This window comes from Marinomonas sp. S3726 (assembly GCF_000967665.1).
In the GTDB taxonomy this organism is placed as follows: Bacteria; Pseudomonadota; Gammaproteobacteria; order Pseudomonadales; family Marinomonadaceae; genus Marinomonas.
This window is the reverse complement of record NZ_JXYC01000027.1, coordinates 1-13,156: the sequence shown is the minus strand read 5'-3', so window position 1 is coordinate 13,156 and position 13,156 is coordinate 1. Positions and strand designations below refer to the sequence as shown.

The following is a 13,156-nucleotide window of genomic DNA, read 5'->3' as shown; positions in this document are numbered from 1 at the left end:
CTAAGGTTTTGTTGTCAAAATAATGCGTATCGCATCTAGGCGAATCTGGCAATCATCAATACGACTCAAACCTTCTTGTAAATTGTTTTCTAGGCGCTCAAGCTCATCATCTTTGATTTGATTGTTTTGCTTCTGCAATTCGATCAAACGATCAAGTTCGCCTTGCCACTTTCTTTGGTACTCTTGCTTAGCTTGCAAAATGATTGGCCTTGCTTGTTCATGAGCATTTAGTTGGTGGTTTTGTAGTAATTCAATTAGGTCTTTACGTAATGCAGCCACCCATTGTTCAGCAACGCGGTTAGGTACACTTTTTAGACGATCTGCCCACTTTTCTGGAGTGAACTGATTATGTAAAAATTTACCGTTAGCATCTGATAGTTGCCAAATAGGTGTCATAGGTAAAGACTGGCTCAATTTCAAACGAGGGTGCGCACTTGCTTCAATCACAAACAGGCTTTCTATTAGGACTGTGCCTTCAGGTAAGGCTGCAATCGGCATAGTTGAGGCTGTCAGTTTGCTTGAGTCAAAAGTATGGACTTCATCCATCAGCATAGAAATTAATGGGTGTTCCCATGTGGCAAAAGCAACATCTTCTCTCTGGCTTGCTTTACGGCGATTTAAGACTAAGGTTTTGCCTTCTTCTTCAATGCCTGGCAATGCTTCTAACATCATATCGGTAGAAGGGCGGATGAACCATTCGCTTTCATCACCTTCTTTTTCAATGCGGTCAGTATGGATGTTGAATGCATGGGTCACTTTTTCGATATATTCATCTAAGCCTACTGATGCGTTCTCTTCTATATTATCAATCAGCTCTTTTGCTCTTTCTGGGCGACAAGACGTCATTTCGAGCAGGCGATTTCGTCCTTGATCGAGCTGAAGTAATAGCGCTTGGTGGTAAGCTTTAGCTTCAGAAATTAAGGTGTCGTCATCGTCATTACCTTGTAAGAAACTGGCTAAGTTGTCTTTAAAAGTGTGATTAACTTTGTCGCCACAAGGTGTCGTATGACAGAAAGCATTCAAGGCAAGGTGATACCATTGATAAAGCCTTTCTTGCACTGTGCCTTCTATATAAGGCACATGAATTTTGACATCTTGGGTTTGGCCAAGTCGATCCAGACGACCAATGCGCTGCTCTAATAAGTCTGGGTGTTCAGGTAGATCATACATAACCAAATTATGACTGAACTGGAAGTTACGACCTTCACTGCCTATTTCAGAGCACACGAGTACTTGCGCTCCTTCAGGATCTGCAAAGTAAGCTGCTGCCCTATCTCTGTGAATAAGTGGCATTTGTTCGTGGAAATCTGCACTTTGAAAGCCTGCAAAAGTGAGTTGTTCACTCAGCCATTGAGCCATGTCTGAACTATGGCAAATAACTAAAACTTTATCGGCTTGGCATTCTAAAAACTCTTTTAACCATTCCCAACGAGGGTCTTCGCCCCATTTAGCTTGCTCTAAGCTATTTTGTGGAAAGACGGAGTCTTGGCTATAACTATGTGCTGGGTTTACTGCCAAAGGGTAATGGTTAAGTATTCTGTCTGGGAAGCCACCAATTGCCGCACGTGTATTACGGAAAACCTCACGGCCAGTTCCATGGCGATCAATAAGCCAACTAATGGCATCTTGCACAGCGGTCTCAAATGTCGCTTGATCTTTTACATTTAAAGACTGGAACCACTCTTTTGAACTGACTTCTTTTAAATATGGTGCAAACCATTTGTCCCAATCAGGACTTGTTTCTGGTTCTTTGCCTTGAGTTAAAGGCAAAAGTTGCTCAGCAAGAAGAGCCGCTTGTTTAAAATCTGCTTGCTGCTCCTGATACTGCGAGAAACTATGGTAGCTTTCTGGATCTAGCAACTGTAGACGAGAGAAATGTTCTTCTTCACCTGTTTGCTCTGGTGTAGCACTTAATAGCAATAAAGACTCTGACTTAGCGGCTAGGGCCGCTGCGAGCTGATAACCATTGCTTGGGGCTTCAGGGCTCCAGCTTAAGTGGTGTGCCTCATCGATAATTACCATGTCCCAATCAGCGCTTAACATTTGCTGAGCGGCTTTCCCATTACCTGCCACCCAATCAATAGGAGCAATGACAAGAGGTTGTTCTTCGAATAAGTTAGCGTCTTCATCCCAGCTTTCTTCGTAAGCGGCTTCATTAATTAATGAAAAATGCTGATGGAAGCGGCGTAACATCTCAACTAACCACTGATGCTGTAAATTAGTTGGAGTTAGGATGAGTGCGCGTTTACATAGACCGTTCAGCATTCTATGGTGAAGGATCAAGCCCGCTTCTAATGTTTTACCCATGCCCACTTCGTCACACAATAGGGCTCTTGCTTTAGGGCGGTTTGCAATATCATGAGCGAGATAAATCTGGTGAGGAAGCAGCTCTGCTTTTAACCCCATTAAGCCTCTAACTTCAGAACTTGCTAGTTTAGACTGATGATTTAATGTTTGATGGCGAAGGTCAAACCACATGCGTTTAGCAGGGGATAATGATAGTAAGGCATCGATTTCATTTTTATCATTGCGTGGGAATTGAATGATAGATTCCTCTATCCAATCATCGCCAATAAAATATTCAACAAGGCCGTCAATCTCTCTTACATCTTCAATAACAAACGCTTCATCTTGAAAGTAAAGCTCATCGCCTTCTGTCAAAGTACGTCTGACAAGGCTAGTTTGGGATACAGAGTAGTGTCGATCAATTTCTGACTCTGCAAAATGCACAGTGAATGATTTGGATTCTAACTCTACTATCATGCCGACACCTAGATCAGGTTCGTTACGGCTACTCCATCTTTGTCCAGTTTGGTACATATTAATTATTCATCCAGATTTGTAAGGGTCAAACTGCCTTGACATAAATTCGTCAAGGTAGTTTTCTGTTCTATCCAAGAGTTAGGTATGACAGCTAAATCAAAAATAATATCTGTATCAAAGTGTTTATTAATGACATCAATATCACTTTGTTCTAACCAATACTCTACCTTGCCTAATAAAGCGTAGGATATTTTTAGCTGTATATTATCCCTTGGAAAAATTTGTTGAGTTTGAGTGTTTGTTAGCGCTTCTTGTACCGCTTGGCTGTAGGCGCGAACTAATCCTCCAGCTCCGAGTTTGATACCACCAAAATAACGCGTAACAACGACACAGGTTTCGCCAAAATCTGAGTGTTGTAATACGTTTAACATGGGCTTTCCTGCCGTTCCTTTTGGCTCACCATCATCGCTTTGATCCCATAAATGTACATTGTTTGGGTGGCCTGCGATAAATGCTGAACAATGGTGGTTGGCATCTGGAAAGGTTTCTTTCACGCTTTGTATAAATGCTTTAGCCTCTGCTCTCCCTTTGGTACGGCATACCTGAGTGATAAATTGACTTTTTTTGATAATAAGATCAAAACGCTGAGGCTCAGTTGGGCTTAAGAAATAATCCATGTACACTTGAAAAATTAGTTTTGATGATTGATTTGTATAAGATTTTAGCAGGTGGCAAGTAAATGAATAATGATCAAGTTGCAAACATGATCGAGCCTTTTTCTTTGGCGATGACAGGCTTTTTTGTTGGGGTCATTCTTTGCATCGTGCTTTTTTTCGCTATTGTACATTCAATGCGGCGTAAGTGGCAGCTTGAGAAAGAAAAAAGTGAACAAGAATTACTAAAGCAGGTGGAAGTAAATCAAGAACTTGATCGAAAGTTGTTACATCAGTCCGAACTAATTCACTCAATGGAAAAAGAAGCGCTGATACTAGAGCAGCAATTCGCTGCGGCGCAAACAGTTTGGCAAGAAAAAGATACCTTGTTTCAATCGCAAAAACGTCAGATGGAAGTAGAGTTTAAACAGTTGGCGCAAGACATAATGCAGCAACAGCAAACTAAAATGTTATCTGAAAATGAAAAGCAGTTAGGTTCTTTACTGAACCCATTAGGCAGCCAAATTAAACATTTTCAGGAAAAGGTTGAGCAGAGTTATCAGGCTGAGGCAAAAGAGCGTTTTTCCTTAGTTCGTGAGATTAAAAATCTGCAGCAACTGAATCAACGAATTAGTGATGATGCGGCAGGGTTAACGCAAGCTCTAAAAGGTCAAAATAAAATACAAGGCGGTTGGGGAGAAGTTATTCTTGAGCGTGTATTGGAACGTTCAGGGTTAGAAAAGGGAAGGGAGTACCTAGTGCAGGTGTCTACCACAACTGAATCTGGAAGGCGTCTTCAGCCTGATGTGATTGTAAACTTACCTGAAGGTAAGCAAATTATTATAGACTCTAAGATGGTACTTATTAGCTATCTTGCCTATGTAGAAGCTCAAACAGAAGAAGAAAAGCAAAAGGCGTTAAAACAGCACCTTGAATCTATCAAACGTCATATTAAAGACTTAAGTGGTAAGGCATATGAAACCTTGCCTGGTGTAAAGAGCTTGGACTTTGTTCTCCTGTTTATTCCCATCGAAGCGGCTTATCTGTTGGCGATACAGGCGGATGCTAATGTATTTAGTGATGCCTTTGATAAAAATATTATTGTAGTTGGGCCATCGAACTTATTGGCAACCTTAAGAACTATTCAGAACATTTGGCGAAATGAAAAGCAAAGTCAAAATGCGGTCGAAATTGCTAAGCAAGCAGGTGCTATGTACGACAAATTTGTTGGCTTTGTTCAAGATATGGATGATGTTGGTAATCGTTTAGATATGGCAAGGAAAGGTTATGATAATGCCATGAATAAGCTTAACTCTGGACGAGGTAACTTGGTAGTTCGAGCTCAGCAATTAAAGGTGATGGGAGCGAAAACCAATAAACAAATCCCTGACTCGCACCTTGAAGAGTCTCAGACAAGTTTAGCGATAGATGACAATAAACTTGAATGAGATGCTATAAGGAATCTGCTTAGCTCTTAATTGTGTTCTAAGTAGCTGCTATTTGCTTAATCATTGCTTGAGAGCTCATCCTGAATGTTCCAAAGCAAGTTGACTGATTTAGCATAGCGAATATTCATGCTGTCCATCTCTACACTAGCAGTGGCTCGTTCCATGGATTCATTTTCTCTAAGAGATTTTGCATAGGCTATCAAGCTTACTTCAAGGCCTGAATCTAGGTAGTCGAGTTTAACCTTAGTTAAGTCGATATAGTGCTTATGTGACCGCATAAGGAAGCCCAAATCTGCGAGTATTTGATTTCTCGCAGGCAACTTTGCAATGGTTTGTTTGATTGTTTCATCATTCGCTAAAGAGTTTAAATCTATGTGAATAAGAATGTCTTCAACCTTTGTATTATGTTGGCGAATTTTGCTTGATACTAGTTCCCCTAAATAATGGCCTTCACTAGCACTAATATGTTTATTCACTTCTAAACGCATATCTAAATAGACTTTACCTGCCATGGTTCTTGCTCTGATATTACTTGGCACTGCAAGTGGTTCTATACTCTTCGCACATTCAATAATGCTATGCATTGTTTCTTTGTTTGGTGCTGTATCTATCAGTTCGGCCAATGTTTTCCAAATGGTGGTAATAGCGATCTTAGAAATAAGTAATGCAATAATAATGGCTGCAATTTTATCTAGCCAAGCATGGCCTAAATAAGTTCCTAGCATACTCACTAATACAATGAGTGAAGAAAGTGAGTCAGTGCGGCTATGCCAAGCATTAGTAATGAGTAATTGGCTCTGTATTTTATCGCCCGCTTTTTTTGTGTAAAAGAAAATGCCTTCTTTGCAAATGATGGTGGCAATCAGAGTACCGACGCCTAGCCAAGTGATTTGTGCAGCACTATCTCTTAGCGCTGAGTCTAAACCTATGCCAACAGCTACTAATAATAGGATGAAGCCAAGTAGCAGATTACCTAAAGATTCAAACCTAAGATGGCCAAATTGATGGTTTTTATCGGGTGATTGGCGAGAAATTTTGAAACTAACAAGTACCATTAAGTCTGTGAGTAAATCTGATAGGCTGTGTATGCCATCTGCCATTAAGGCTTGTGAACCTGAAATACTGGCAGCAAAAATTTTTAAGAGGCCTAACAAGGCATCAACAGCACCACCTAATAAGGTTACTTTTTGTGCAAGCCTTTGTTCCGTTTCGATTTTATTCATTTTATTTGATTAATTTTTAAGGTAAGGTGAGTTAAGAAGGTAAAAAAATAGTTTATAAATTGCTTGCATTAAGAGGGATGCTAGAGCTGCTCTAGCTTGCCTGTATTTCTCCCCAACTTATCCACCTAAACTGTGGAAAAGCTAATAGCTGTGTGCTTAATTCTAAGAACTTTCATTTATAAGCTGAACTATATGAGTATAGTTCAGCTCTTTGTCCTTGGTTACTTCTCTTGTATGTCAAACCAAAGTTTGTAAGAGTCGTAAAACTGGCGCAGTTCAAGAGACATAAGTGCAAAGTTTGCATCTAAATCTGAAAGACCGCCGCCTTGAGAGTCATTAAAAGCTTGCTCTTTAATTGTGTCATCGAACTTGATCTTACGTAACGATAAGTCGTCATGAAGCACGAAATTAAGTTTTTCAGTCCATTTCAAGGCTAGGCTTTTTACTCGCATTCCTTGTTCTATATGGCGAGTAACATCTTCAGATAGAGGCTCTAATGCTTTAAAGCGAATGCTTGCTTTCTCTTCAGAGCCATCTTGAATCTCACATTCTTCACCTGTGTTTAGGCTTGCAGGGAGCTCATTCTTTAATAGCCAGTTACTCATTAAGCCGCTTGGAGACTCTTGTGCCATGAGTGGTGCCATGGGGAAGCTGCCAAGTGTAGTTTGAAGTTGCTTGAATAGAAGCTCTGTCATTGACGCATTGGTACTGTTGATTACCAGTAATTTGGCTTCCATATCCAAGTATGCCCAAATATCTGAGCGTTTTGAAAAGGCTTTCGGTCTTAGGGTGAAAACAAGCTCATCTTTAATGTCTGATTTTTCTTTACGACCAACTTTACGACCTTCCATTAATTCAATTTCGGAGATCTTGGTTTCTAGCTCTTCCCTAACGACAGATGAAGGTAGCACCTTCTCTTCTTTGCCAGCTCTAATAAGAAGGCATTTGTTGCTAGCAAGGTACCATTGCTCACTATTTCGAATTAAAGGCATCCAGCCAAAAGAGTATTCATCTTGACTGCCACACTCTTTTAAGGGGAAATCAGCAAGCTTGTCTATTAACTCGTTTGTATCAATTGCGTCTGTATCTGTTAACTGAAAGAACTGTACGTTTTTAAACCACATAATTAATCTACAACCGCCTCTTTAAAATGTTTACGGCAAACAGAAATGTAACGACTATTGCCACCAATCTCGACCTGTTCCCCCTCACGTAGTGGGTTACCATCACCGTCAATACGTATCACCATGGTTGCCTTGCTTCCGCAATGGCAAACAGTTTTAAGTTCAATTAACTTATCGGACCAAGCCAGTAATGCTTTACTGCCTTCAAACAATTGACCTTTAAAGTCAGTTCTAATGCCAAAAGCTAAAACGGGTATTTTAAGTTTATCGACCACCTCAGATGAGGCATAAACTTGAGCCTCAGTTAAAAACTGGGCTTCATCAATTAAAATGCAATCAAGTTTACTTTTATTTGCAAGTTGGCGGACTTCTTCCAGTAAATCTGTGTCAGGTTTAAAGGTTTGAGCGTCTGCTGCAATGCCTATACGAGAGGCTATTTTACCGATAGCTTCCCTATCATCAATGGCGGCAGTAAATAGTAAAGGTGTCATACCTCTTTCTTTATAGTTATGTGCAGACTGTAATAAAACGGTCGATTTGCCGGCATTCATGGCCGAATAATAAAAATACAATTTTGCCATAGGTTTATATATATCAAAGTGTTAGTTTAGTTTGGTTGCAGAGTATAACAAATACACCATGATAGGGGATTATATGTGGGGAAAAGCGAAACAAGTTACTGAATTAGAGTCAAAACTTGAAGCGAGTCAGTTAGATTGCGCCGGTTTGTCGACAGAACTTGATCAATTACAAGGTAAATACCAGCAATCACTTGCTGAGTTAGAAGACTTGTTAACCCGTAGGAAGGTGTCACCATTAGAATCTATGTATTTAGAGGCTATGTCTCCTTTTGATACTATGCGTGAATCTTTATCCAATAGTTTGGTGGATTTAAGCCAAGAGAAAGAAAATCTGGCTGATTTTAGCGAACTTGCTGACAGTAGTAATGCAGCAATGCAAACTCTTGAGACTGAAATAAAACGTATTCAAGACGGTGCTCGTGAAAGTAATGAGAGTGTTACTGAGTTGAAAACACTTGCGAGTAACATTACGCAATTTGTTGGAATTATTAGCGGTATTTCTGAGCAAACCAACCTTCTTGCTTTAAATGCTGCGATTGAAGCTGCCCGTGCGGGTGAGCAAGGCCGTGGTTTTGCTGTGGTAGCGGATGAAGTAAGATCCTTGGCACAAAAAGCTGGCGACGCAAGTTCAGAAATTGCGCAATTAGTTGAGTCCATTGAACGCAATACTGGTATTGCCGATGGTCATATTAACCTTGTGGTATCTGGTTGTAATAAATTAGTTGAAAGTACAGACGAAACCTTTAAAGGGGTTAAGACTGTTTTCAATAAGGCATTAGATACGCAAACAACTGTGAATAAGCAGAGTGTTCATTGCATGCTACATACGGCAAAAATGGATCATATGGTTTGGAAGGCTGATGTTCATCGTCATTTTGTTGAGCAATCATTGAGCTCTCATCATGACTTTGCTGATCATACTCAATGTCGTTTAGGGCAGTGGTATGAGGGTGAAGGGCGTGCTTTGTTTGCTGGTAACCATTCTTTTAAGCAGTTAGGTGAAGTACATGCAGACTTCCATCAACATGGATTGGCTGCTGTAACAGCTAAACAGGATGGGGAGCTAGAAAAAGGTATTGAACATCTTGCGAAGATGGAAGCTTCAAGCCGCCGAGTGGTTGATTTACTAACCCAGTTAGAATCTTAAGTTATTGACTAAGGCCCATCTCATTTATGAGGTGGGCTTTGTGTTTTCCGCTTGCTCTTGAGTTACTTTAAGTTGTTTCTTTGTTTTTGGCTTTGAATGCGCAAGAGAAACCTGCTGTACAATCCATTCGGCTCTTTTGATGCCTTCAAGTTCACATAATTGATCAAGCATTTCTAATACATTGCTTTCAAGTGTAATTTCTACGCGTTTAAGTCCCTGTTGCTTTTCTTTAAGTCGTTGATTTCGTTTATTTGTTTTTAATTGGTCTTTTCTTGTTAATGGACGAGTCTTAGGTCGGCCTCGTGTTTTTGAAAATAAATCTATAGTATTGCGGTCTGAAGAAGATTTTGCCATTTGAATATAATATCTGAGGTCGTTAGATTGTTATGGAAATAGAAGAAATAGAATCCATTATGTTGACAGTTTGTGTAACTGGCATTGTGATTTTTATGGGCTTTATTATGGTTGATTTAGCGCGCAAATCCAATGCTGGAAAGCTAGGAACTTTTGTTATTCTTGGTGGTTTGGGTTTAGGTGTGCTTGGGTTTGTGATGAAAGGTGTGATAGTAGAGTTAATTTTAGGGGTTAAGCTGTAGCCCTGATTTAACAAGAAATGACCCGTCACTTAGGTACGAGTCATTTCATATGTTAAGGATTACTGATTTTGCTGGCGTTGATTCATGCCGATAAAATCTAACAAGATTTCAGACGCTTCTTTAGAGTAAATATCTTCTGCATCTTCATCATTGATATCGTCTAATGATGTGATGAGCTCTAGCCCTAGGGCTTCACGGCGAGTATTTTCTCTATTTAACTGAGTCTCTTCGCTTTCTTCCCTTTGCTCAACTCTGTTAGTTTCATTTAATGAAATAGCGCTAAATCTATCTGATTGTTCCTTTATCTGATCAAGCTGCTCACTTAGGGCAATAAAGTTAGGGTTCTTTTCTACCCTTTGATTATGGCGTTGCTCCAACTCAGGTAAAAAGTTTGGAATGTCCCAATACACTGGATAACGGGTTTCCATGATTTTGTCCCAAGGCAGTGGGTTATCTAATGCGCTTTCTCCCACGCTGTTTTCATCTAGCATAGATGGAAAGGCGATATCAGGCATAACACCTTTATGCTGCGTACTTTCACCAGAAACACGATAGAACTTAGATTGAGTGATTTTAAGTTTACCTTGATCAAGATCTTGCAGTATTTGCACTGTGCCTTTACCAAAGGATTGGCCGCCTAAAATAAGGCCTCTACCATAGTCTTGAATTGCACCTGCTACGATCTCAGAGGCTGATGCACTCATTCTATTAATAAGCACAGCCATAGGGCCACTGTAGGTTACGCTTCTATCTTGATCGCCCAAGATGCTCACTCGACCTGCAGAATCACGGATTTGAACCACAGGGCCTGCTGGAATGAAAAGGCCTGTTAATGCATTCGCTTCTTGAAGTGAGCCACCGCCGTTGTTTCTAAGGTCAAGAATTAGGGCGTCAATACCATCTTGTCTTAGTTCTTCTATAAGGTTTTTAGTGTCTCTTGTTGAGCTCTTGTAATTACGGTCTCCAGCTTTAATTGCTGCGAAGTCTGAATAGAAAGTTGGTAGCTGAATAACGCCTACTTTATAGGTTTCACCATTTCTTTCGACTTCGACTATCTCTTTTTTGGCTGATTGATCTTCTAGTTTTACTTTTTTTCGTACTATCGTAATAATCTTATTGCTTTGGCCATCACTGTTAGAAGGGATTATTTCTAATAAAACTTTCGTGTCTCTTTCGCCACGTATCATATCGACAACATCATCCAGGCGCATGCCGACAACATCGATCATCTCTTCGCCTTCTTGGCCTACAGCAACAATCTTGTCATTTGGTTTAAGTTCACCCTGATTGTCTGCTGGGCCTGCTGGAACGAGCCTAACAACTTGTGTGTATTCGTCTTCTTGTTGTAGTACTGCGCCTATACCTTCAAGCGACAAGCTCATATTAATACTGAAGGTTTCAGAGGCTCTTGGGGCAAAGTAACTGGTGTGAGGATCAAAGGCTTCAGTGATTGCGTTAGCAAAAATTTGATACACATCAATTGAATTAGTTTGCTCCACTTGGTGCAATTGGTTGGTATATCGACGAGTTAAAGAGGTTTCAATTTTATCTTCTTCTTGGCTGTTTAGGCGCAAAGTAAGTGCTCTGTTCTTGATACGCTTGCGCCAAGTCTCTTGTAGCTCTTGTTCTGTTTCTGCCCAAACGGCTTGATCTGGGTCTGCGTTGAAGGTCTCTTCTTTGTCAAAATTAAATCCTTCAACCATGCTAGGCATAGCGTCAATAACCTGATTTAGTCTGGTTTCAACTCTTTGTGAGTAAATGTTATATATGACGAACGCATCGCTAACATCCCCAGAAGTAATTGCGTCATCAAAGCGATATCTGTATTTCTCAAACTGCTTGATATCTTCAGCTAGGAAAAAGCTTTTACTCGGGTCTAAAGAGTCTATATAGGCATCAAATGCGAGGCTTGAAATTCGATCATCGACTTGAGTTTTGTTATAGTGAATGCCTTCTAACATTTCGACTAACTGAATGGATACTTTTTTATACTCAGCTGGTGGCTTAAGTTCGTCAAAAGCCTGAAGTGAAGGTGACGCTAACGCACACCCTGTGAGAAGGCTTAACAATAATCGTTTATATTTTCTCGGCATATTTGTCTCTTTAAAGTTGAGTCTGGCGCATGTTGAAATCATATTAGACTCATTCGTTTATGGCCAGCTAATCTACGCAAAACTATTAATTATTTACTTAATTTTGTACAAAGGAAGTTATGGAAAATCAATCTTTTAATGCCTCATTGTTATCTTTTTTAAAGGCATCACCCACTCCGTTTCATGCAACTACTAGTATGAAGACAGCATTAGTTGAAAAAGGTTTTGTTGAACTAAAAGAAAATCAAGATTGGAACATTCAAGCTGGTGGTCGTTATTTTGTGCGCCGTAATGCTTCTTCCATTATTGCATTTACTACACCAAGCCTTGATTTTCATAAAACTGGCTGGCGCATGATGGGGGCTCATACAGATAGCCCTTGTTTGAAGCTTAAACCAAATGCTCACGTCAATAGATATGGGTATGATCAGTTAGGGGTTGAGGTTTATGGCGGTGTATTAAGACACACTTGGCTGGATAGGGATTTGTCTATCGCTGGACGTGTAAGCTTTAGCCAGTCTAATGGTGATATTGTAAGTCGTCTGATTGATTTTAAAGACCCAATTGCTGTTATTCCTAACTTGGCAATACATCTTAACCGTGGCGTGGTAGAAGGGTTTAGTGTTAATCCGCAAGAAGAGTTGCTACCTATCCTTGGAATGGGGGATAGTCAATTTGAGCTTGAGGAAATGATTAAGCAGCAACTAGAGAAAGAGTATTCAGATCTAGATGTTTCTAAAATTCTTGATTTTGAATTAAGCCTTTATGATCACCAAGCACCAGCGCTGGTTGGTTTGAAGCAGGAGTTCATTTGTTCGGCGCGATTAGATAACTTACTCAGTTGTTTTGTTGGTATGGCAAGCTTGTTAGAGGCAAGTGATGAAAGGCCGAGTCTGTTAATTTGTACTGACCATGAAGAAGTCGGTAGTCTTTCAACAAGTGGGGCGAATGGACCTTTTTTAGAAGATGTATTGCGACGCCTGTCTCCAGAGCCTGCCCACTATGTGCAAGCAATGAATCAATCTATGATGATTTCTGCTGATAATGCTCATGCTTTGCACCCAAACTATGCTGCTAAGCATGATAAATTGCATGCGCCTTTAATTAATTCGGGTGCAGTCATCAAGGTGAACTCTAATCAAAGGTATGCCACAAACAGTGAAACAGCGGCTGTTTATAAAAAGCTTGCAGCAGCTGAAGGTTATCAGGTCCAAACTTTTGTCGTACGTAGTGATATGGCGTGCGGCAGTACGATTGGGCCAATTACGTCTGGTGAAGTGGGTGTACCAACTTTAGATATTGGCTTGCCTACCTTTGCTATGCACTCAATTCGAGAGCTTGCAGGCAGTCAGGATGCCATTGGCCTTTATCGTGTTTTAAATCGCTTTTTAAAGTTAGAGACACTGATTAGTGAATAACTTTCTGGACAAATTAAAAGGGCGCTGTATGCGCCCTTTTTATTTGTTTTTTATGTCCCGTCCTGAATAAGGTTGCCACTTCCCAATTCATCATTTGGAGAGTGTTATGC

The 13,156-nt window shown here is 40.3% G+C and carries 11 protein-coding genes; 4 read left to right on the top strand and 7 right to left on the bottom strand.

Annotated elements, in window-relative coordinates; all coding sequences use genetic code 11:
* The gene (gene rapA / locus TW85_RS19280) at nt 1-2,820 is read right to left on the bottom strand and encodes an RNA polymerase-associated protein RapA (protein WP_046018783.1); all 2,820 of its coding nucleotides are present in this window, start codon (nt 2,818-2,820) and stop codon (nt 1-3) included.
* 5 nt (nt 2,821-2,825) lie between these two features.
* Entirely contained in the window at nt 2,826-3,440 is a 615-nt protein-coding gene (locus TW85_RS19275; RefSeq protein WP_046018782.1) for a YigZ family protein, read from the bottom strand.
* 62 nt (nt 3,441-3,502) lie between these two features.
* Here TW85_RS19275 and TW85_RS19270 point away from each other — a divergent pair, with 62 nt between their 5' ends.
* Nucleotides 3,503-4,864: a DNA recombination protein RmuC gene (locus TW85_RS19270; protein ID WP_046018781.1), complete on the top strand. Its 1,362-nt coding sequence runs from the start codon at nt 3,503-3,505 to the stop codon at nt 4,862-4,864.
* A 56-nt stretch (nt 4,865-4,920) separates the two neighbouring features.
* On the opposite strand, the gene TW85_RS19265 is transcribed toward TW85_RS19270, so the two are convergent.
* The 3 genes from TW85_RS19265 to TW85_RS19255 form a co-directional block, all read right to left on the bottom strand.
* Nucleotides 4,921-6,087: a cation diffusion facilitator family transporter gene (locus TW85_RS19265; protein WP_046018780.1), complete on the bottom strand. Its 1,167-nt coding sequence runs from the start codon at nt 6,085-6,087 to the stop codon at nt 4,921-4,923.
* 221 nt (nt 6,088-6,308) lie between these two features.
* Complete coding sequence (locus TW85_RS19260) at nt 6,309-7,211, bottom strand: recombination-associated protein RdgC (RefSeq protein ID WP_046018779.1); 903 nt, start codon at nt 7,209-7,211, stop codon at nt 6,309-6,311.
* A gap of 2 nt (nt 7,212-7,213) precedes the next feature.
* Entirely contained in the window at nt 7,214-7,792 is a 579-nt protein-coding gene (locus TW85_RS19255; protein WP_046018778.1) for a thymidine kinase, read from the bottom strand.
* A 73-nt stretch (nt 7,793-7,865) separates the two neighbouring features.
* On the opposite strand from TW85_RS19255, the gene TW85_RS19250 reads away from it, so the two are divergent.
* Complete coding sequence (locus TW85_RS19250; protein ID WP_052702309.1) at nt 7,866-8,939, top strand: methyl-accepting chemotaxis protein; 1,074 nt, start codon at nt 7,866-7,868, stop codon at nt 8,937-8,939.
* A gap of 24 nt (nt 8,940-8,963) precedes the next feature.
* On the opposite strand, the gene ybfE is transcribed toward TW85_RS19250, so the two are convergent.
* Complete coding sequence (ybfE, locus tag TW85_RS19245) at nt 8,964-9,293, bottom strand: LexA regulated protein (protein ID WP_046018777.1); 330 nt, start codon at nt 9,291-9,293, stop codon at nt 8,964-8,966.
* Between the two features lie 32 nt (nt 9,294-9,325).
* On the opposite strand from ybfE, the gene TW85_RS19240 reads away from it, so the two are divergent.
* Nucleotides 9,326-9,535, top strand: a complete 210-nt coding sequence (locus tag TW85_RS19240; protein WP_046018776.1) for a DUF2788 domain-containing protein — start codon at nt 9,326-9,328, stop codon at nt 9,533-9,535.
* Between the two features lie 59 nt (nt 9,536-9,594).
* Here the strand turns inward: TW85_RS19240 and TW85_RS19235 are convergent, their stop codons facing one another.
* A complete protein-coding gene (locus TW85_RS19235; RefSeq protein WP_046018775.1) occupies nt 9,595-11,628 on the bottom strand; it encodes a carboxy terminal-processing peptidase in 2,034 nt (677 codons plus the stop codon).
* Between the two features lie 119 nt (nt 11,629-11,747).
* On the opposite strand from TW85_RS19235, the gene TW85_RS19230 reads away from it, so the two are divergent.
* The gene (locus TW85_RS19230) at nt 11,748-13,046 is read left to right on the top strand and encodes a M18 family aminopeptidase (protein ID WP_046018774.1); all 1,299 of its coding nucleotides are present in this window, start codon (nt 11,748-11,750) and stop codon (nt 13,044-13,046) included.
* Nucleotides 13,047-13,156: the final 110 nt, after the last annotated feature.

Bases quoted from the DNA above. Each gene is read 5' to 3' on its own strand.
- rapA (WP_046018783.1), bottom strand. From the start codon at position 2,820: ATGTACCAAACTGGACAAAGATGGAGTAGCCGTAACGAACCTGATCTA.
- TW85_RS19275 (WP_046018782.1), bottom strand. From the start codon at position 3,440: ATGGATTATTTCTTAAGCCCAACTGAGCCTCAGCGTTTTGATCTTATT.
- TW85_RS19270 (WP_046018781.1), top strand. From the start codon at position 3,503: ATGAATAATGATCAAGTTGCAAACATGATCGAGCCTTTTTCTTTGGCG.
- TW85_RS19265 (WP_046018780.1), bottom strand. From the start codon at position 6,087: ATGAATAAAATCGAAACGGAACAAAGGCTTGCACAAAAAGTAACCTTA.
- TW85_RS19260 (WP_046018779.1), bottom strand. From the start codon at position 7,211: ATGTGGTTTAAAAACGTACAGTTCTTTCAGTTAACAGATACAGACGCA.
- TW85_RS19255 (WP_046018778.1), bottom strand. From the start codon at position 7,792: ATGGCAAAATTGTATTTTTATTATTCGGCCATGAATGCCGGCAAATCG.
- TW85_RS19250 (WP_052702309.1), top strand. From the start codon at position 7,866: ATGTGGGGAAAAGCGAAACAAGTTACTGAATTAGAGTCAAAACTTGAA.
- ybfE (WP_046018777.1), bottom strand. From the start codon at position 9,293: ATGGCAAAATCTTCTTCAGACCGCAATACTATAGATTTATTTTCAAAA.
- TW85_RS19240 (WP_046018776.1), top strand. From the start codon at position 9,326: ATGGAAATAGAAGAAATAGAATCCATTATGTTGACAGTTTGTGTAACT.
- TW85_RS19235 (WP_046018775.1), bottom strand. From the start codon at position 11,628: ATGCCGAGAAAATATAAACGATTATTGTTAAGCCTTCTCACAGGGTGT.
- TW85_RS19230 (WP_046018774.1), top strand. From the start codon at position 11,748: ATGGAAAATCAATCTTTTAATGCCTCATTGTTATCTTTTTTAAAGGCA.